The 19,691-nt window shown below is 44.3% G+C and carries 17 protein-coding genes; 2 read left to right on the top strand and 15 right to left on the bottom strand.

All coding sequences use genetic code 11. From position 1 onward, the window contains the following. Position 1: 1 nt before the first annotated feature. From nuoM to ndhC, 12 genes are all read right to left on the bottom strand, one after another. Positions 2-1,528: an NADH-quinone oxidoreductase subunit M gene (gene nuoM / locus EV690_RS09410; RefSeq protein WP_131912761.1), complete on the bottom strand. Its 1,527-nt coding sequence runs from the start codon at positions 1,526-1,528 to the stop codon at positions 2-4. Positions 1,529-1,600: 72 nt separating this feature from the next. Beyond that, positions 1,601-3,430, bottom strand: coding sequence for an NADH-quinone oxidoreductase subunit L (gene nuoL, locus EV690_RS09415; protein WP_131912762.1), 1,830 nt, complete (start codon positions 3,428-3,430; stop codon positions 1,601-1,603). Further along, positions 3,427-3,729, bottom strand: a complete 303-nt coding sequence (nuoK, locus tag EV690_RS09420) for an NADH-quinone oxidoreductase subunit NuoK (RefSeq protein WP_131912763.1) — start codon at positions 3,727-3,729, stop codon at positions 3,427-3,429. The genes nuoL and nuoK overlap by 4 nt, the downstream gene beginning before the upstream one ends. Then, positions 3,726-4,247, bottom strand: coding sequence for an NADH-quinone oxidoreductase subunit J (gene nuoJ, locus EV690_RS09425; protein WP_131912764.1), 522 nt, complete (start codon positions 4,245-4,247; stop codon positions 3,726-3,728). Before nuoJ ends, nuoK begins: the two co-directional genes overlap by 4 nt. 10 nt (positions 4,248-4,257) lie before the next feature. Then, on the bottom strand, positions 4,258-4,800 hold the full coding sequence (gene nuoI, locus EV690_RS09430; protein WP_131912765.1) for an NADH-quinone oxidoreductase subunit NuoI: 543 nt from the start codon (positions 4,798-4,800) through the stop codon (positions 4,258-4,260). A 13-nt stretch (positions 4,801-4,813) separates the two neighbouring features. Continuing rightward, positions 4,814-5,791 (bottom strand): NADH-quinone oxidoreductase subunit NuoH, encoded by a 978-nt coding sequence (nuoH, locus tag EV690_RS09435; RefSeq protein ID WP_131912766.1) that lies wholly within the window; start codon positions 5,789-5,791, stop codon positions 4,814-4,816. Next, positions 5,788-8,508, bottom strand: a complete 2,721-nt coding sequence (gene nuoG, locus EV690_RS09440) for an NADH-quinone oxidoreductase subunit NuoG (RefSeq protein WP_131912767.1) — start codon at positions 8,506-8,508, stop codon at positions 5,788-5,790. The genes nuoH and nuoG overlap by 4 nt, the downstream gene beginning before the upstream one ends. Before the next feature lie 69 nt (positions 8,509-8,577). Then, positions 8,578-9,909: an NADH-quinone oxidoreductase subunit NuoF gene (gene nuoF, locus EV690_RS09445; RefSeq protein ID WP_131912768.1), complete on the bottom strand. Its 1,332-nt coding sequence runs from the start codon at positions 9,907-9,909 to the stop codon at positions 8,578-8,580. Next, the gene (gene nuoE / locus EV690_RS09450; protein ID WP_131912769.1) at positions 9,906-10,424 is read right to left on the bottom strand and encodes an NADH-quinone oxidoreductase subunit NuoE; all 519 of its coding nucleotides are present in this window, start codon (positions 10,422-10,424) and stop codon (positions 9,906-9,908) included. Before nuoE ends, nuoF begins: the two co-directional genes overlap by 4 nt. Positions 10,425-10,426: 2 nt before the next feature. After that, positions 10,427-12,235, bottom strand: a complete 1,809-nt coding sequence (gene nuoC, locus EV690_RS09455) for an NADH-quinone oxidoreductase subunit C/D (RefSeq protein ID WP_207907523.1) — start codon at positions 12,233-12,235, stop codon at positions 10,427-10,429. A gap of 29 nt (positions 12,236-12,264) precedes the next feature. After that, complete coding sequence (locus tag EV690_RS09460) at positions 12,265-12,939, bottom strand: NuoB/complex I 20 kDa subunit family protein (protein ID WP_131912771.1); 675 nt, start codon at positions 12,937-12,939, stop codon at positions 12,265-12,267. 10 nt (positions 12,940-12,949) lie between these two features. Beyond that, complete coding sequence (gene ndhC, locus EV690_RS09465; RefSeq protein WP_131912772.1) at positions 12,950-13,393, bottom strand: NADH-quinone oxidoreductase subunit A; 444 nt, start codon at positions 13,391-13,393, stop codon at positions 12,950-12,952. A gap of 1,094 nt (positions 13,394-14,487) precedes the next feature. Between ndhC and EV690_RS09470 the strand changes: the two genes are divergently transcribed. Then, positions 14,488-14,940 carry a MarR family winged helix-turn-helix transcriptional regulator gene (locus tag EV690_RS09470; protein WP_165872715.1) on the top strand — a complete coding sequence of 151 codons (453 nt, stop codon included), beginning with the start codon at positions 14,488-14,490 and terminating at the stop codon, positions 14,938-14,940. 134 nt (positions 14,941-15,074) lie between these two features. Here the strand turns inward: EV690_RS09470 and EV690_RS09475 are convergent, their stop codons facing one another. Together EV690_RS09475 and EV690_RS09480 are read right to left on the bottom strand one after the other, a co-directional pair. Continuing rightward, positions 15,075-17,387 carry an FdhF/YdeP family oxidoreductase gene (locus EV690_RS09475; protein WP_131912774.1) on the bottom strand — a complete coding sequence of 771 codons (2,313 nt, stop codon included), beginning with the start codon at positions 17,385-17,387 and terminating at the stop codon, positions 15,075-15,077. 10 nt (positions 17,388-17,397) lie between these two features. Further along, a complete protein-coding gene (locus EV690_RS09480) occupies positions 17,398-18,276 on the bottom strand; it encodes a formate dehydrogenase accessory sulfurtransferase FdhD (RefSeq protein WP_131912775.1) in 879 nt (292 codons plus the stop codon). 320 nt (positions 18,277-18,596) lie between these two features. On the opposite strand from EV690_RS09480, the gene EV690_RS09485 reads away from it, so the two are divergent. After that, positions 18,597-19,142 carry a glutathione peroxidase gene (locus EV690_RS09485; protein ID WP_131912776.1) on the top strand — a complete coding sequence of 182 codons (546 nt, stop codon included), beginning with the start codon at positions 18,597-18,599 and terminating at the stop codon, positions 19,140-19,142. Between the two features lie 50 nt (positions 19,143-19,192). On the opposite strand, the gene EV690_RS09490 is transcribed toward EV690_RS09485, so the two are convergent. After that, positions 19,193-19,600, bottom strand: coding sequence for an NUDIX hydrolase (locus EV690_RS09490; RefSeq protein ID WP_131912777.1), 408 nt, complete (start codon positions 19,598-19,600; stop codon positions 19,193-19,195). Positions 19,601-19,691: the final 91 nt, after the last annotated feature.

Here is a 19,691-nt window from a genome sequence, read left to right on the forward strand (position 1 = left end):
ATTACAGCCCTGTATAAGAATTAGAAGAAACCGATGTAAACCAATGTTGAATGTTTGCCATCGCTGCATGCGAAGTCACGAGGATTTCCTGCGGGAAGAAACCAAGCGCAACCAACAACACAACAATCGATAACAACATAATCAGCTCACGAGATGACATTGCAGTCATGGTTACAGTTGCTTTAGATTGGCCAAAATAAGCTCGCTGAATCATAATTAGTGAGTAAACTGACGCAAAAACCAGACCAAAAGCAGCGATAACAGCAACTACCGGCACAACTTTGTAGCTACCGATCAACATTAAGAACTCACCGACAAAGTTTCCAGTTCCTGGCATGCCTAAAGAAGCGACCGCAAAGAACATGGATAATCCGGGTAGATAACGAATTTTTCCCCATAAGCCACCCATCTGACGCATATCTCGAGTGCCTAGGCGTTCGTACAACTGACCACAAATAATGAACAGACCAGCAGCAGATAAACCGTGGGCAATCATCATCACAACCGCGCCTTGATAGGCCAGCTGACTACCTGAATAGATAGCGACCATCACCAGTCCCATATGCGAAACACTGGTATAAGCGACGAGTCGTTTAATATCGGTCTGAATAAAGGCCATCCACGCACCATAGAAGATGCTGATAACCCCGAGCCACATTGCAATTGGTGCAAATTCAGCGCTCGCATGTGGAAATAGCGGCAATGAAAAACGTAGCAACCCGTATGCAGCGGTCTTTAACAAAATCCCAGCCAAGTCAACAGAACCCGCTGTCGGTGCCTGACTATGCGCATCGGGCAACCACCCGTGTAAGGGAACCAATGGCATTTTCACAGCAAAGGCGATGAAGAATCCCAACATCAGCAAATAAGCAACTGTACTATTTAAATGCGTTCCCAGTAATTGCTCATAATTGAAGGTCCACACGCCTGTTGCACTATGATGAGCAAATACCAAGCCTAAGATAGCAATCAGCATAATCAGACCGCTAACCTGGGTATAAATGAAGAATTTTATAGCAGTGCGAATACGGGTTTGACCATCCGATCCTTTGTGTCCCCACAACGCGATGAGGAAATACATTGGAACCAGCATCATCTCCCAGAAGAAGAAGAATAAAAACAGGTCAATCGCAATGAATACGCCCATCACTGCGCCAATGATCCACAACAGATTTAAGTGGAAAAAACCTTCATAGCGTTCGATTTCACGCCATGAACAAATAACCGCTAACAATCCCAAGAATGCGGTCAAAACGACCATCAGCAAAGACAAACCATCCAATGCTAAATGAATCGAAATACCAAAACGTGGGATCCATGGATATACATATTCAGCTTGCCACTGGGGAATTCCCTGCGGTACAGCTAAGCTATAATGTCCCTGCCCCCAAAGCAGTAATGACACTAGCAAAGTAAGCGCCATCGATATCACCGCAATCCAACGCGGCAAAACACGACTAAAACGCTCGCTCTGCCAGCACAACAAACCACCGATAAAAGGCAGAAGAATGAGCCAAGGTAATAGCATGGCGTTATACGTTCCTCTTTATATGATAACTCTGCCAGCCTCTCTTATAGAGGCTGACCCCAGCCTAGTAGACTAACTTAAGAGCAATAGACCTAACACACACACAGCACCAATTCCCATCGATGCTATATACCAACGCACTTTACCGTTTTCAGTTAACGTCAGTGTCCAGTTACCGCCAAGTGCTAAATAACGCGAGCTATCCACCATTGCGTTGATGGGATCCGCTCGCAATAACCGAGCAATTTTTAGATATGGTTGTACAAACACTTTGTCATACAGCCAGTCAAATCCCCAAGCATTAAACCAATAACGGCTCACTAAGCGACATAGATAATGGTTGGATAGGCTTTCAACCCACTGGCGATTTCCTAACCAAATCCAAGCAGCCAACACTAAGCCAATAATGGCAGCTGAACCAGAAATCAACTGCACAGTGAGTGAATCGCCTGCAAAACTATGTGGCAATGCATCGCGAAGTGGCTGTGGAATAAGCGCACCGATAAAGGTTGAAAGGATCATCAGAATAATCAAAGGCAGATTATGCGCAAATCCTTTACCTGGATGGGCTTGAACATGACTTTTGCCAAAAAAGACAATAAAGATCATGCGGAACGTATAGAGCGCCGTTAAAAGAGCCCCCACTAACCCGGCTGTTAACAGGTTAATGTGTCCACTGGCGAAAGCACCCGATAAAATCTCATCTTTACTATAAAATCCGGCGGTTAACAGCGGCAAAGCTGACAACGCACCGCCACCAACAATAAAGGCGGCAAATGCCAGTGGCAATTGCTTACGTAACCCACCCATTTTGAAGATATTCTGTTCGTGGTGGCACGATAAAATAACCGAACCCGAAGCCAAAAACAGTAGCGCTTTAAAGAATGCATGAATCATTAGGTGGAAAATAGCCGCATCCCAAGCCTGAACGCCAAGAGCTAAAAACATATAGCCAATTTGACTCATGGTTGAATAGGCTAACACACGCTTGATATCGGTCTGAACCAAAGCTGAAAATCCAGCAATGACCAGGGTAATTGCACCAATAATGCCAACTAGATGCAACACTTGCGGTGCCATTAAGAACAAGACATGGGTTCTTGCAATTAAATACACCCCAGCGGTAACCATTGTTGCAGCATGAATCAATGCTGAAACCGGTGTAGGGCCGGCCATCGCGTCAGCCAACCAAGTCTGCAATGGCAGCTGTGCTGATTTACCAACCGCACCACCCAGCAACATCAATGTCGCCCAGAACATGACTGATGAGCCAACAGCAACCTTAGCAGGAGCAATCTGGCTCAACTCTGCGATATTTAACGTACCGAACTGAGCATAAAGAATGAACAGTGCAATCGCTAAAAAAACATCGCCCACACGGGTCACGATGAATGCTTTCATCGCTGCTGCACCGTTGGCTGGGTTACCATAATAAAAACCAATTAATAGGTAACTACATAAACCAACACCTTCCCAACCTAGGTACAATACCAACAAGTTATCCGCTAAAACCAACACCAGCATACTCGCGATAAACAAGTTGGTGTATGCAAAGAATCTCGAATAACCTTCCTCACCGCGCATGTACCAAGATGCAAACAAGTGGATCAATGTACCAACGCCGGTCACCACGCCAAGCATGGTCAATGACAAACCATCCAAGTGCAGGGTAATCCCGATATTAAATGCCCCTTCATGTATCCAGGTCCACATCGGTAAATCAAAAGCTTGCTCAGAGTGAGCAAAGAAGTTAATCCCAGCATACAGGCCGATTAAAGCCGCAATAAATACTGACCCAATGCCGATTGTTGCTGAGGTATTTTCACTCCATCGACCGCGGGAAAATGCCAATAGCACAAACCCTATAAGTGGCAGGAGTATCGTTAAATAAAGTAAACTCATCCGCGCATCTCACTGACTGAATCAATATTTAAAGACTGTTGACGACGGTGCAATTGCAGTAACAACGCAAGTCCAATACTTGCCTCGGAAGCTGCCAGAGTGATTGCTAAGATATACATCACCTGCCCATCCGCTTGGTGCCAATAACTCCCTGCACCAACAAAGGCTAGCGCAGCTGCATTAATCATGACTTCCAAACTAATCAACATAAACAATAAGTTACGACGAATCAAAAGTCCTACAAATCCTAAGACGAACAAAACTGCCGCCAAGATAAGGACATGCTGTAGCGCAATCATTCTTTTTTCCCCTCCGTACGTGCTAAGGCTTCTTTATCCCGACCCAGATGGAAGGCCACTACGAGTCCGGCTAATAACAATAACGAAGCCAACTCAACTGCCAGAACATATGGTCCAAATAGCGCGATACCTACGGCTTTAGCGCCAATCATTTCAAATTGAATCATTGGCAAATGCAAACTAGAGATGGCATACAGCAGCACAATCAATAAAAGTGCAGATAAAACACCAGGGCCAATCCACAATCCCAGACGCAACCATTGGCGTTCTTGATCGATCGTTTCAGCACCTAGATTGAGCATCATTACGACAAATACAAACAACACCATAATGGCCCCAGCATATACAATCAGCTCCAGAGCGCCCGCGAAATATCCCCCTAAAGAGAAAAAGACCACTGACACCGCTAGCAGAGAAACTACTAGGTACAACAAGGCATGGACCGGGTTAGTATGTGTAATCACTCGAATCGTCGCCAGTACAGCTACGACTGCGGCAACATAAAAAACAATATCCATCAGAAAATCCTTAAGGCATTAAACCTTTCACATCGATCGGTTTGGCTTCATTTTCAGCATCACCTTTTGGTTTACCGTCAATAGACATGCCAGCCATTCGATAGAAGTTATAATCGGGATATTTCCCCGGCCCGGAAATCAGCAGGTCTTCTTTTTCATACACAAGATCCTGGCGATTAAACTCACCCAGTTCAAAATCAGGAGTAAGCTGGATGGCAGTAGTTGGACAAGCTTCTTCACACATTCCGCAGAAAATGCAGCGTGAGAAATTGATCCGGAAAAATTCCGGATACCAACGACCATCATCCTTCTCGGCTTTTTGTAACGAGATACAATCGACCGGACAAACAGCAGCGCACAAGTTACATGCCACACAACGCTCGTCTCCATCTGGGTCTCGAGTCAATACGATCCGCCCACGATAACGAGGAGGAACCGCAACAGGCACCTCCGGATACATCTGGGTTTCCCGTTTGGCAAAGGCATGCATGCCAATCATCCACAAGCTGCGAACCTGGGTGCCGAAGCCAACCAGAATTTCTTTAATCGTCATGGTTGTCTCCTAGTTAACTCTGTTGGAGTAAAATAATGGCAGCGGTAATAAGTAAGTTCACCAGTGTAATCGGCAAACAAACCTTCCATCCAAAAGCCATCACTTGGTCATATCGAGGTCGAGGCAGTGCGGCTCGAACTAAAATAAACATCATCATAAAAAAGGCAGTTTTAATCGCGAACCAGATAAATCCGGGAAGCCAAGGCCCTTGCCAGCCACCAAAAAACAGCGTCACAATTAACGCAGAAATAGTCACAATTCCGATATATTCACCGACAAAGAATAAGCCAAATTTCATACCTGCATATTCAATATGGTAACCATCGGCTAACTCTTGCTCTGCTTCAGGTTGGTCAAAAGGATGGCGGTGACACACTGCAATCCCGGCGATCACAAACGTTACAAAGCCGAAAAACTGCGGAATGATATTCCATAAATGCGCTTGGTTAGCAACGATATCGGTCAGCTTAAATGACCCAGCTTTAGCCACAACCCCCATCAGTGATAACCCTAAAAACACTTCGTAACTTAACGTCTGGGCCGAAGCACGCATTGCTCCTAATAACGAATATTTATTATTACTGGACCAACCGGCAAACAACACCGCATAAACACCGAGACCGGCCATCATTAAGAAAAACAAAATGCCGATGTTTAAATCGGAAACAATCCAAGTAGGTGAAACCGGAACAATTGCAAACGACACTAATAAAGAAGTGAACGCAATCATCGGTGCCAATGTAAAAATGAATCGATCAGCAAACGGTGGGATCCAATCTTCTTTGAAGAACATTTTGATCATATCCGCAGCCAGTTGCAGCGAACCGCCCCAACCGACGCGGTTTGGCCCATAACGGTTTTGAAACAAACCGAGTAAACGACGTTCCCCAAAGCTCATAAATGCACCGCAAGCTACAACCACCAGCAAAATCACTAATGCTTTGGCTACAGCAATAATGCATGCGATGAGTGTAGGGGTGAAAATACTCATAGGTGCCCCTCCTGCAATTGTGTAATGGTTTCCCCAGCCAAGACATTCGGCAGTGTTTCACATCCCAGTGGCAACCCCACCATTCCACAAGAAAGAGCCGAACTAAATTGAATCGGCAATGACCAGCTTGAACCATTGACAGAAAATTCAGCTACGCTTCCTTCGTTTAATCCTAACTGCTCAGCATCAACTGGATTCAGCGTCAAGTAATGCACTCCAGCCCGCTCGATCATAACCTCACTCTTAGCTGACAGTTCATCACTTCCAAACAAACGATAATTCGCGGCAATCAGCCACTGTCCAGTTTTTGCATGAAACGCTTTTGGAATATCTGCAAAATACTCTAAAGAACCTTCTTCACTGAACAACCGAACACCTGGATCACCATAACGTAAGTGCCCACCGACTTCATCTTGGAATTTATTCCAAGCTTGGGGTGAGTTCCAACCTGGAGCCCAAGCGAAAGCGACTTCATTACGTTGCGCATCTGGATTGTTATTCCCTTCCATTGAGAAAGAAAACGGTGAATCAACATCCTGCGGCTGACGAGGTTCATGAACGCTAATATTAGCTCGCATTGCAGTACGGCCACTATAACGGTGTGGTGAACGTGCCAGTTTCTGGCCTTGAACTCGAAAATCAGCATTCGGTGCAGCATCAACAATTGCAGCTAACTGCGGAATATTTTCACAAAGTGAACTGATAACATGATCCAGTGTGGTCCAATCAGGGTGCTCATCACGCAGCGCAGTTTCAATACCATGCAACCAACGCCAGCTTTCTAATATCACTGCCTCAGGATGATAATAACTTGGGTCAAATACTTGGAAAAAGCGTTGTGCGCGCCCTTCCATATTCACCACAGTACCATCTGCCTCCGCAAAAGAAGCACTTGAGAAGATAAACTCAGCCTGTTCACTCAAACGATGCTGCTGATGATCGACCACCAACAAATGATCTATCTTGCTAATTGCATCTTCAATCTGTTTAGGATCTAAACGCTGATAAAGGTCGTTTTCTAACACAATCGCAGTATCAACATTGCCATGCATAGCACTTAATGCATCATCAAGTGGCTTAGCTCCCATCATAGCTAATCCCATGCTATTAACTTCACGGGCAACATAGCTCAGACCAACAGCTTTATCCTGTTCTTTTAGCGCTTTAGCAATATTCGCCGCCGCATCAATGACTGCAATATTTCCAGCCTGAGAACCGCTGATAATCAATGGTTTCTGGCTCTGTTTAAGAGCAGATGCGATAAATTGTGCTTTTTGTGTTAACTCTTCGTCTAAATCAGACACCTGCGGTGCACTATCATCCAGCGCATGAGCAATAGCGAATCCGAGGCGAGCCTGATCGCTTGCTGATGCACTATAGCTCCAAGCCGCGACATCATCTAAACGAGTCGTATCAGTGTGGGTTATAAATAAAGGGTAACGCGCATGCTGACCGATGTTTTGTACCGCAGCAATCTGCCAGTCGGCAACCCGCTGTTCCGACGCCATTTCACGCGCTTTACCTTTCACGGCTTGGCGAACAGATAATGCAACCCTAGCTGCTGTTTGAGTGACATCTTCACCGAGAATAACCACGGCGTCATAATCTTCGATCTCACGTAAAGTCGGCGTGTGAATGCCACCGTCATTGAGAATTTTTAGCATCCGTTCCAGACGAAGTTGCTCGCTTGCTTCAATCCCACTATAAAAATTTTCTTTTCCAACCAGCTGTTGCAGCGCATAGTTACTTTCCAAGCTGGCTCGCGGTGAACCTATACCGATCATCTGCTTGGCATGTTTAAGCACACCACTGGCCGCTAAAGTTGCCTGCTCAGCATTAAGCTCGATACGATCATCACCACGATAATGCACTGGCCGCTGAGGACGACTATCTAAGTTGACATAGCCATAACCAAAACGACCGCGGTCACACAAAAAATAGTGGTTAACGTCACCGTTAAAGCGATTTTCAATGCGCCGTAACTCACCATAACGCTCACCGGGGCTGATGTTACAACCGACGCTGCACTGCTGGCAGATACTCGGTGCAAACTGCATATCCCACTTACGGTTAAATCGACTCGAATGCGTTTTATCAGTGAACACCCCGGTTGGGCATACTTCAACTAAATTTCCTGAAAATTCACTTTGCAAAGTACCTGATTCAGTACGACCAAAATAAACATTATTGTGAGCGCCGTATACGCCAAAATCTTCACCATCCGCATAATCGTTGTAATAACGAACACAGCGGTAACAAGCGATACAACGGTTCATTTCATGTGAAATAAAGGGGCCAAGATCCTGATTTTCATGAGTACGTTTGGTAAAGCGATAATCACGCAAACTATGACCGGTCATCACTGTCATATCTTGCAAGTGACAGTTTCCCCCCTCTTCACAAACAGGGCAGTCATGCGGGTGATTTGACATCAGCCACGATACAACGCTCTCACGAAATTCAGTTGCTTCTTCATCCTCGATTGAAATATAAGTATCGTCGGTCACAGGTGTCATGCATGACATCACCAAACGGCCACGTTTATCATCGGCATCTTTATACTCTTTTACCGCACATTGACGGCATGATCCCACACTGCCTAAAGCAGGATGCCAGCAAAAGTAAGGCACATCGATACCCAACGACAAACAGGCCTGTAATAGGTTATCTGCGCCATCGACTTCATATTCTTTGCCATCTATATGAATGGTTGCCATATTCTGTATGCTTCCCAATGAGCTGCGAGCTTTCGCAGACATTTAACTGTTCAAATTAAGTACTATGAGTTACGCCAGATTAGGTTGGATACCTTTGATGGCTCTGACATTGCCAACTTTTGAACCAATACCAGCTTCAAACTCACTACGGAAAAATTTAATTGCACTTTGCAGCGGTTCCACCGCTCCGGGAGCGTGTGCGCAGAAAGTTTTACCCGGCCCCAATTGATGACAAAGCCGTTCGAGCGTTTCGATATCGCCAACTTGCCCTTCGCCATTGACTAATGCCTGCAGAATTTTAACACTCCATGGCAATCCATCTCGGCAGGGTGTACACCAACCACAGGATTCACGAGCAAAAAATTCTTCTAGATTTAACAGCAACGACACCATGTTAATTCGATTATCAATAGCCAAACACAGTGCGGTCCCCATGCGGCTACCCGCCTTACCAATATGATCATAATCCATCGGCAAATCGAGATGCTCTGGCAAAAGAAAATCAGTTCCCGCCCCACCAGGTTGCCAAGCCTTGAGTATCAATCCTTCTTGCATACCACCGGCATAGTCTTCGAAAAGCTCACGTACAGTCGTGCCCATTGGGAGCTCCCAAACACCGGGGTTATTGACGCAGCCGGAAAACCCCATCATTTTAGTGCCAGCATCGTCACTAATTTCAGCAGAAAGCCCTTTATACCAATCAGCTCCACGGTTTAAGATCCCCGGAACATTACAAAGAGATTCAACATTATTTACGCAGGTTGGTTTACCCCAAACCCCAGACATCGCCGGAAAAGGAGGTTTCGCTCGAGGGTTGGCTCGGCGCCCTTCTAATGAATTAATTAACGCGGTTTCTTCACCGCAGATATAGCGCCCTGCCCCGGTATGAACAAACAGATCAAAGTCTTTGCCACTGCCCTGAATATTCTTACCCAGAAAGCCAGCCTCACGCGCTTCATCGATTGCTTTGCGCAGAATATTGGCTGCCTCAACATATTCACCGCGCAAGAAAATATAACCTCGATAAGCTTTAACCGCTTTGGCTGCGATAATCATCCCTTCCACAAGCAAATGAGGCATTTTTTCTAGCAGATAGCGGTCTTTAAATGTGCCAGGCTCCATCTCATCGGCATTACAGATCATGTAGCGGACATCCAAAGAATCATCTTTAGGCATCAGGCTCCACTTAACCCCTGTGGGGAAACCAGCCCCACCACGGCCTCGCAGTCCAGCATCTTTGACTTGGGCAACAACTTCCTCTGGTGACATCGCCAACGCTTTTTCAGCTCCGACATATCCCTCTTTGGCTCGATACTCTTCAAACCAGACAGGTTGTCCGTCATCTCGAACACGCCATGTCAAAGGGTGTGTCTCAGCAGTCCGATTGATAGTTAAACTCATTGATACTGCTCCAAAATAGTTGGAATATCTGAAGGCTTCACACGTGAATGAACATCATCATCGATCATCATGGTCGGCCCTTGATCACAATTACCTAGGCAACAAGTGGGTAGTAATGTAAAACGACCATCTTCACTGGTCTGGCCATTGGTAATATGTAGCTGTTTTTCCAAAGCTTCTAAAATTTGTTTAAAACCAGTTACATAACACGATACGCTATCGCAATACCGGATAACATGACGCCCCACAGGCTGGCGAAAAATCTGACTATAGAACGTCGCGACACCTTCTACTTCACTCGCTCTGATTCCAAGGATGTCAGCGATAACGGCAATGGCCCCATCAGGAACCCAGCCATAAGATTTCTGAACAATCTTTAACGCTTCAATGGATGCAGAACGGGGGTCTTCATAATGATGTTTTTCCTGCTCAATCGCCTGAGCATCCGCTTCGCTTAGCGTAAACTCATTGCCGTACTCGACTTTCACCGAAATAGTTTGATTGGCTTGTTTCATGATTAACGATCCACATCCGACATAACAAAATCGATACTTCCGAGATAAACCACTAAATCGGAAACTAAACTTCCCCGAATCACTGATGGGATCTGCTGCAAATGCGCAAAACTAGGTGTACGAACACGAGTTCGATAACTCACCGTATTACCATCAGAGGTCAGGTAATAACTGTTAATGCCCTTAGTTGCTTCAATCATCTGAAATGATTCGTTAGCTGGCATAACCGGGCCCCAAGAAACCTGTAAAAAGTGAGTAATCAAGGTTTCGATATGCTGCAATGCTCGCTCTTTAGGTGGCGGCGTTGTCAGCGGGTGATCGGCTTTAAATGGTCCAGATGGCATGTTTTTTAAGCACTGGCGCAAAATATTCATGCTCTGACGGATTTCTTCCACTTTGAGCATGACACGGTTATAGCAATCGCTCACCCCACCGCCGACCGGAATTTCAAAGTCGAAGTTTTCATATCCTGAATAAGGTCGCCATTTACGCACATCAAATTCAATCCCAGTAGCCCGCAGCCCTGCCCCTGTCACGCCCCAATCCAGTGCTTCTTGCGCATTGTAGGCAGCGACACCTTGAGAGCGCCCTTTTAAGACACTATTATGCAATGCAGCTTTGACATATTCATTAAGCCGCTTAGGCATCCATGCCAAAAATTCTTCAAGCAAACGTTCCCAGCCTTTGGGCAAATCATGAGCAACGCCGCCGATACGGAACCAAGCTGGATGCATCCGAAAACCGGTAATCGCTTCGATTACATCATAAATTTTCTGACGATCCGTAAAGGCAAAAAATACCGGAGTCATGGCACCGATATCTTGAATGAAAGTTGAGATATAAAGCAGATGACTGTTAATTCGAAACAGCTCGCTCAACATAACCCGAATTACTTCGGTACGTTCAGGCACTTTGATGCCGGCCAGTTTTTCTACAGCCAGAACATAAGGCATTTCATTCACACATCCGCCTAAATACTCGATTCGATCGGTATATGGAATGTAACTATGCCAAGACTGCCGTTCAGCCATCTTTTCTGCGCCCCGATGGTGATAACCAATATCTGGCACACAATCTTTAATTTCTTCACCATCAAGTTGCAAAACAATACGAAATGCACCATGTGCAGATGGATGGTTAGGGCCCAAGTTAAGGAACATGAAGTCTTCATTTCCACTACTGCGCTGCATTCCCCATTCTTCAGGCTTAAAGGTAAGAGCTTCCATTTCTAGCTCTTCTTTCTGCCGAGTTAACTCAAATGGGTCAAATTCAGTCGCGCGAGCAGGATAATCTTTACGCAGTGGATTTCCCTGCCAAGTTGATGGCATTAAAATCCGTCGTAAATTGGGATGACCTTTAAAGGTGATGCCAAACATCTCCCAGGTCTCCCGTTCATACCAGTTAGCATTGGCAAAAACTTGCGTGGCAGTAGGTAGTTCCAAACTATCTTCGCTTAATGCAACTTTAAGCATGATGTCGCGATTACGATCAATCGAAAGCAGTTGGTAGAAAACCGTAAAATCTGCCTCCGGTAAATTTTCGCGATGGGTTCGCTGACGCTCATCAACACCATGCAGATCAAACAACATTGCGTATGGGCTTGGCATTTTTTTCAGGAAAGTCAGCACATCGATGATTTTTTCCCGCGCTACCCATACCACTGGCATACCGGTACGAGTAGGCTGCAAATAAACTGCCGATTTACCAAATCGATTAATGAGCTCAGGAATCACCGGATCATCATGGTGATCCATCGTTGGCCATGGCTCACTGGTGTGTTGTGTCATTGTTTGTGTCATATTCATCACTATGTCGTTAACCGTATAATGCTCACACCACGTTAAAGTTCATCGGGTGTACGAAGATTTTTAACCGCAATTCGTTCACCGTGTTTGCGTTCTCTCTCCGATGGCATATTGGCGCGATAGACACCTTGATCACCGACGACCCATGAGAGTGGACGGCGCTCTTTTCCAATTGACTCTTGAAGCAGCGTTAATGCTTGAATGTATGCTTCAGGTCGTGGTGGGCATCCGGGAATATAAACATCAACCGGAAGAAATTTATCAACGCCCTGCACAACTGAATAAATGTCATACATACCACCTGAGTTAGCGCATGACCCCATCGAAATCACCCATTTAGGCTCAAGCATTTGGTCATATAAGCGCTGGATCACTGGCGCCATTTTAGTAAAACAAGTTCCTGCAACGACCATGAAATCAGCTTGGCGAGGGGAAGCTCGTAACACTTCGGAGCCAAATCTTGCGACATCATGTGCAGCTGTAAAAGCTGTTGTCATTTCGACATAACAACATGACAGGCCGAAATTATATGGCCAAAGGGAATGTTTGCGGCCCCAATTAACCATGTCGTGCATGGCTGTTTCCAGTTTGCCCATGTAGACACTACGATGGACGTGCTGTTCAAGTGGGTCTGGAACAGTTTGCTTGCTTTGCAGCGGATAGTGATCATTCTCACCATCTGGCTCGGCACGAGTAAGCGTATAATCCATGATGAACCTCTTATTTTTTCGGCGAACCGTCAACTAATTTGATAATCTCAGATTGTTCGCTGTAACCTTCTGCACGTTTTGGTGCCCACTCTAATGCTTTGGTACGAATTAGGTAGACCAAACCAACCAGCAACACAACGATGAAGATGGTGGCTTCAATAAATCCTATCCAACCGTTCTCACGAATACTGCTAGACCAGGCATACAAATACAGCGCTTCAACATCAAAAATAACAAAGAACATAGCCACTAGGTAGAACTTCGCGGACATCCTTAGGCGAGCAGTCCCCACCGAAGAAATCCCTGATTCAAACGGGGTGTTTTTAGCCCGAGCTTTAGCTCGCCCACCCAATAAGAATCCGCCTACCAACATGGCACCACACAAAACAATCGCGACGACCAAAAATACTGTAAATGCCCAATGCTGAGCGATTGCATCAATGGCTGTAGACATAATTTATGTGCTCTATTTTGGTTAATAAAACTACTCAACTGCACGACGTGCAGTTGAAACGATTTTCAAGACAGTGGAAACACTCCATAAGGAGAGACACTGCTCCTATACACAAAATATTTTTAGGTAGAAGACCTAGGGAATAACATGAAGATAGATTCTATTTGGCATTATTAATAGATAACACCTATTATTTTTTATTAAACGTTATTCCCACTGGTTGAAATTCACACAGCAAAATGGGACTTGCTTCCCTGAGTTTAAAGAGAATAGACAAATCTCAGATACTGAATCCTTACAAACCACCCAAACACTTTACATCAATTTCACGATCCTTAACATACCGAAAAGGCAGCGAAACCAACAAACCCAAGCTTTTTAAAATTAATGTTTAACAAATATTAACTTTTTGTTTTTGAAATTGATAAATTAGTAAAAACCTTTTAAATACTAAGCTTTTTAAGGCTAAATACACAAAAACAGCTCATTTACCTCAAAAAGCAGGAAAACACCTTATAAATATTAATATTTATTTAACAAAACCTCCCTATCAAAACATTTTTAAAATAAAACATTGTTTTGATATCCTAAAATATGGCACTGATTGGCAGTTATAACAAGGCCATTTAAAGATACTTTTAGTTTTTCGAATAAAAACTGTTTTTAAATCAGAAAAATAGCCACATAAAGCAAATATATAGATTTTTAAATACGAAACCAGTCCCAATTGAATGAGGAAATTTTTTTTTGGAAAATGATAGTTTTTTATTTATTTGTCTATAAATTAACCGGCTTGGTTCCTTCTTTACCGCCATTTTAAGGCCAATTGCTAGTTTCGATAAAAACAGACACATTGTCGATTTTGTTACTTTTAACCAGTAGCTTGTCTATAACCACTAAAAGAGTCCCTTAGGCAAAGAATTAGTTGTAAAGGCTAAATAAACAAACAAAACCTGTTATAATGCAACTAAATCCAAAGAGTACGGAAAACCTAACGGTATTTACATATCTTTATCTTTGGTGCGATCACAACATACGCTTTTAAAAAATGTGATTGTTAGTTTAGTGTTTGATGGGATACGGGAGGAATATCAGTGGTAAGCGATAACAATCAGCAGTCTCCAATTGAAAAAATTGAGTTTAATTTATCTTATTTAGCGCGTTGGCTAGAGGCGAATCATCGTCGACGAACTTACCCGTTGGAAAGAGCACACTACTTGCTACTGAACTTATTATGTGAAAAATCTCCCCAATCTTCGGGCGCACTCGCTTCGCAATTAGGATTAGATTCATCAACGGTTACTCGGCAGATCAAGGCCATGATGGCGTTAGAATTACTAACCCGATTACCTGACCCAGCGGATCGCCGTGGCTGCCTGATACAAGTCACACAGCTAGGGATTGATAAGTACGAACAAATGCAATCGATTCGTCGCGAGAATGTCGAAAAGATCTTCCAAGACTGGAGTGATGAAGAGAAACGATCGATCGGTAATGCACTGGAAAAATTAAACAATTCCATCTGCCGTAATTTGGAAAATAATTAATCGGTAAACAAAATTCAGACATCGCCCAATGTTCATCATCCGATGTCTGGTTTGGTTAGCCTCTGCCTCAATACAAGTTTTTTAAATCCCATCGCCTCAGAGCACAGGAATACCATACTCCTGTGCTCATGCATTTAGCTTTTCACTAGCAACTCTTGCGTATCTTGTTGATGTAAGCGCACTAAAACGGCTATCGACTTAGAAGTCGGAGTAAAACTTTCATCCCCATAGCTTGATAATGGAATCAGCGCATTCGCTTCAGGAAAATACGCCGCTAGATTCCCTTGTGGGATCTGATACGGAATCACTTTAAACCCAGTGATTTGGCGCTTTTGATTGTCAGTCCAGAGTGTTTGAACATCAATCAAATCACCTTCAGTTAAATTGAGCTTATCCATATCTTGCGGATTCATAAAGACAATTTTACGTTCGCCAAAAATACCACGATAACGGTCATCATAACCATACACAGTCGTATTGTATTGATCGTGTGAACGCAACGTTTGCATAATAAATACTGGCGCTTTAGATCTTTCTATAGCCGTTACAGGGGTTATGGCTTCCGGCAAAGGATCAGCACACATCAGTGCTTTTCCACTGGCTGTTTTCCAGTTTAAATCACTCGCAGAATTGCCCAAATAAAAACCCCCGGGCTGATCTAAACGGCCATTAAAGTTCTCAAATCCAGGGATCACCGCTTCAATTAAATCGCGGATGCGATCATAATTATCGACTAGAGCTTGCCAATCAACAGGATGGGTAGCTCCGAGTAGTGCTTTGGCTATACCAGCAATAATTGCTGGTTCAGAACGCATCTGTTCACCTGAAACATCGACCCGACCGGATGAGGCATGAACCATAGAGAATGAATCTTCAACAGTAACTTTTTGCGGGCCAGCAACTTGCATATCGATATCGGTACGACCTAGACATGGCAAAATAATAGATTCTTTACCTGGATTCACATGTGAACGGTTTAATTTAGTCGCAATATTAACCGTTAGTTCTGCGCCGCGCATCGCATCGGCAACCCTTTGCGTATCAGGGACAGCCGCAACAATATTACCACCTAAGCCAATAAAGACTTTACTCTGAGCATTACACAATGCTTGCATTGCTTGGACAACATTATGTCCGTGCTCCCGAGGTGCAGAAATATCAAATACTTCATCAAATCGGGCCAAAAATGACTCAGCTGGCGATTCGTTAATTCCAACCGTACGGTCGCCTTGTACATTTGAATGTCCACGGACCGGACATAGCCCTGCGCCAGGTTTACCAATCTGACCAAATAATAGCTGCAAATTTACTAGTTCGTGGATGGTTGCAACGGAGTGCTTATGCTGAGTCACTCCCATTGCCCAGGTAACAATTACCCGTTCAGCATTCTGATAAATGTTAGCAGCCCGAACAATCTGTTCATAACTCAAACCAGATTGTTCAGTAATTTGCTCCCAAGATGTTTGCTCCACCAGCGCTAAATACGCATCCATACCTTGAGTCTGTTGAGCAATAAATTCTAAATCAAACAAAGAGCTGCCCTGAGCAACAGCTTTTTTATGGCGTTCATTAAACAGTTTAACCATGCCGCGAACAGCCGCCATATCGCCACCTAGTTTGGGCGTAAAATAATCGCTGGTTGTGGGTGTTGAGCTATAAGTTAACAGTTCAACTGGATGCTGTGGGTTAGCAAAGCGCTCCAGTCCGCGCTCTTTTAAGTTATTAAAAGCAACAACGCGAGCACCGCGTTTCGTCGCATGACTTAATGTCTCGAGCATCCTCGGATGATTGGTCCCTGGATTTTGGCCAAACAGGAAAATCGCATCAGCTTGTTCAAAATCTTCAATGCGAACGGTTCCTTTACCAATCCCAATCGTCTTAGCCAAAGCCACACTGGTTGCTTCGTGACACATATTAGAGCAATCCGGAAAGTTATTGGTGCCGTAGCAACGCGCCAATAACTGGTAGAGAAACGCCGCCTCATTGCTGGCACGCCCCGAGGTATAAAATTCAGCCTGATTCGGTGAATCCAGCTCTTTTAATTTAGTCGCAATCAGTTTAAAAGCATCGTCCCAACTAATTGGCTCATAATGATCAGTAACACTATTATAACGAACCGGCTCAGCCAAACGCCCCTGAAACTCAAGAAAATAATCAGTTTGTTGGTTTAACCAGCTGACTGGATACTGGGCAAAAAATTCTTCACCAACACGCCGCGTTGTTGCTTCCCAGTTCACTGCCTTAGCACCGTTTTCACAGAATCGAAAACGTCCCGGGACACCTTTTTCTCCCCAAGCACAACCAGGACAGTCGAAACCGTGATCTTGGTTGGTACGCAGCAAATTGCTAATATTTTTCGCAACATTCTGACTTTTCAACAAATGGGTAGTCGTTGCTTTTAACGCCCCCCAACCACCCGCGGGACCTTGATACTCTTTGTGACTCATCTCTTAAATCTCATCGTTCGGCATCTAGCGCTAATCGCCAATGGCCGTGATATACATTAAACTGGCGTGCTTTGGTAAATCCGATTAGAGTCATATTAAATTGTTTGGCCATATCAACAGCTAAAGTCGAAGGCGCTCCAACCGCGACAATCACGGGAATCGATGCCAACATAGCCTTTTGTACCAATTCAAAACTAACTCTGCCGCTGAGTACCAAAACACTCTGCGGCTGCCAAAGATCCTGGTCATATATTTGCCCAATCAATTTATCAAGCGCATTGTGACGACCAACATCCTCAGCAATTTGAACAACTCCTTCACCAGACCAGAATCCAGCACCATGCACAGCACCAGTCCGAGCAAATAACTGTTGCTGATTACGTAACTGTTGCGGCATTTGCAGAACAGCTTCGGGAGCTAACCATCCGGCGGCTTCATCAATTGATACGGGTCGTTTTAAACACAGTGACCGCATCGATGTCATTCCACAGATCCCGCAACTAGACTGACTAACATAACTACGCGCAAGCAACTCCCAGTCCGGTTCAATCCCTTTTTTTAAACTGACTAACAGATGATTGTGACTATGGCGCTGCTCACTATCGAACACAGTGATAGAGTCAACATCATCTAAACAGGTGATGACTTGTTGGGTCAAAAGTAACCCACGGACCAGAGCTATATCGTTACCCGGCGTACGCATAGTAAGGCTCCATTCACGATGACAAACATCATTCAGCGCTGGATCAAACCACTGCAAACTAATTTGCAGTGGCTCTTCTACTGCTACGTCATCACCTTCCAGCTGCATTAAATATTCATCATCTTTGATACTGCAGCGTTGTCGATAGATACAACTGACCCCTGACGCGATATTTTGCGTTATCATAATGTTATCACCTTGTATATTTATGTTAGCTGATTTTCTGAATGGTTATTAGCCAAAGATAAAAAAGAATTCGCTATGGGAGGCTATCTTCGACCAGATAGCTAACTTATGAATTGATTATCAACAACATTACTGCAATTACTATTCGAGCTGTAAAATACTCTTATCAAAAGATCCAGTCAAGAACAACATATTTACATAAATTAACATTTTATTAACGCCCTCATGAAGCGTCATATAATCCTCAAATACCTTTACATTCAACCTTAAAGTGTTAGCGTGAAAGACTGTCATGTTAGACATAACGAAAAGAGGCTATGATGAGTCAATCGATAACACAAATCCCTTTTAACAAGCTTGATGGTACCCCCACTTCGCTAGAGGAGTTCTCTGGCTCCGTGGTATTAATTGTGAACGTGGCGTCAAAATGTGGTCTAACACCTCAATATGAGCAACTTGTTGAACTCTACCACCAATATAAAGACAAAGGACTGGTTGTTCTGGGCTTTCCAGCTAATAACTTTGCCAGCCAAGAACCAGGAAGCAATAGTGAAATTGCAACTTTCTGTAGTGCTACTTATGGCGTGGATTTTCCAATGGCCGAGAAGATATCCGTTAACGGCGCTGACCGCCATCCACTCTACCAAGCCTTAATTGCCGCCAAGCCTGACACTTTACGTAATCCTGACATGAGCTTTGAAAAACGCCTGAAAGACAAAGGGCTAGGTGTGGAAAATGAGAGCGATATAACTTGGAATTTTGAGAAGTTTTTACTCAGTACCGATGGCCAAGTCATTGGTCGATTTGCACCCGATATTGAGCCAACCGACCAACGAATCACCAGTACTATCGAAAAAGCACTGTAATCGACGATACACCAAAGGCGGATAATTGTTCAATCTATCCGCCTTTGTAGTTAATCAACTAAATCTTGCTCAATTAACCACTCTAAAACTTTTACCGCGGCTACTGAACATTGATCAGATGAATCACTGTTAAGCCATTCGAACTGTTCAATCTCAGCACTTGCTTGTGGCTGTTGATTATCAGCTGTTGCCCAATAACAGGTAAGCTGAACCTCTACCCCAATGGCTTTGCCGTCAGCTTGCGCACGAAACACTCCTGCCGGACGTAATGAAGATGGCTCTAAATGAATAGACAACTCTTCATGGATCTCTCGAATTAATGCCTGCTGATCCGTCTCTCCTGCTTCACGTTTTCCACCGGGAAGGTAAAAAAGCTCTTTGCCATAAGAACGAACAGCGAGAAAGCGGCGTTGATGCAAAGCGATCCAAGCCAATTTATCGATGACTTGCTGAGTCATAAATTTTCCAATTATCAATAGATTTTATTATTTTAAAGCCCACCAAGATTAATTCAATCTCCATAGACTTGCGGATGTTTCCCGGCTTGAT

It is taken from the genome of Celerinatantimonas diazotrophica (genome assembly GCF_004339545.1).
GTDB classification, from domain to species: domain Bacteria; phylum Pseudomonadota; class Gammaproteobacteria; order Enterobacterales; family Celerinatantimonadaceae; genus Celerinatantimonas; species Celerinatantimonas diazotrophica.

What these genes read in the sequence shown, in the direction of transcription:
- nuoM (WP_131912761.1), bottom strand. Translation starts at nt 1,528, where the DNA reads ATGCTATTACCTTGGCTCATTCTTCTGCCTTTTATCGGTGGTTTGTTG.
- nuoL (WP_131912762.1), bottom strand. Translation starts at nt 3,430, where the DNA reads ATGAGTTTACTTTATTTAACGATACTCCTGCCACTTATAGGGTTTGTG.
- nuoK (WP_131912763.1), bottom strand. Translation starts at nt 3,729, where the DNA reads ATGATTGCGCTACAGCATGTCCTTATCTTGGCGGCAGTTTTGTTCGTC.
- nuoJ (WP_131912764.1), bottom strand. Translation starts at nt 4,247, where the DNA reads ATGGATATTGTTTTTTATGTTGCCGCAGTCGTAGCTGTACTGGCGACG.
- nuoI (WP_131912765.1), bottom strand. Translation starts at nt 4,800, where the DNA reads ATGACGATTAAAGAAATTCTGGTTGGCTTCGGCACCCAGGTTCGCAGC.
- nuoH (WP_131912766.1), bottom strand. Translation starts at nt 5,791, where the DNA reads ATGAGTATTTTCACCCCTACACTCATCGCATGCATTATTGCTGTAGCC.
- nuoG (WP_131912767.1), bottom strand. Translation starts at nt 8,508, where the DNA reads ATGGCAACCATTCATATAGATGGCAAAGAATATGAAGTCGATGGCGCA.
- nuoF (WP_131912768.1), bottom strand. Translation starts at nt 9,909, where the DNA reads ATGAGTTTAACTATCAATCGGACTGCTGAGACACACCCTTTGACATGG.
- nuoE (WP_131912769.1), bottom strand. Translation starts at nt 10,424, where the DNA reads ATGAAACAAGCCAATCAAACTATTTCGGTGAAAGTCGAGTACGGCAAT.
- EV690_RS09460 (WP_131912771.1), bottom strand. Translation starts at nt 12,939, where the DNA reads ATGGATTATACGCTTACTCGTGCCGAGCCAGATGGTGAGAATGATCAC.
- ndhC (WP_131912772.1), bottom strand. Translation starts at nt 13,393, where the DNA reads ATGTCTACAGCCATTGATGCAATCGCTCAGCATTGGGCATTTACAGTA.
- EV690_RS09475 (WP_131912774.1), bottom strand. Translation starts at nt 17,387, where the DNA reads ATGAGTCACAAAGAGTATCAAGGTCCCGCGGGTGGTTGGGGGGCGTTA.
- EV690_RS09480 (WP_131912775.1), bottom strand. Translation starts at nt 18,276, where the DNA reads ATGATAACGCAAAATATCGCGTCAGGGGTCAGTTGTATCTATCGACAA.
- EV690_RS09485 (WP_131912776.1), top strand. Translation starts at nt 18,597, where the DNA reads ATGAGTCAATCGATAACACAAATCCCTTTTAACAAGCTTGATGGTACC.
- EV690_RS09490 (WP_131912777.1), bottom strand. Translation starts at nt 19,600, where the DNA reads ATGACTCAGCAAGTCATCGATAAATTGGCTTGGATCGCTTTGCATCAA.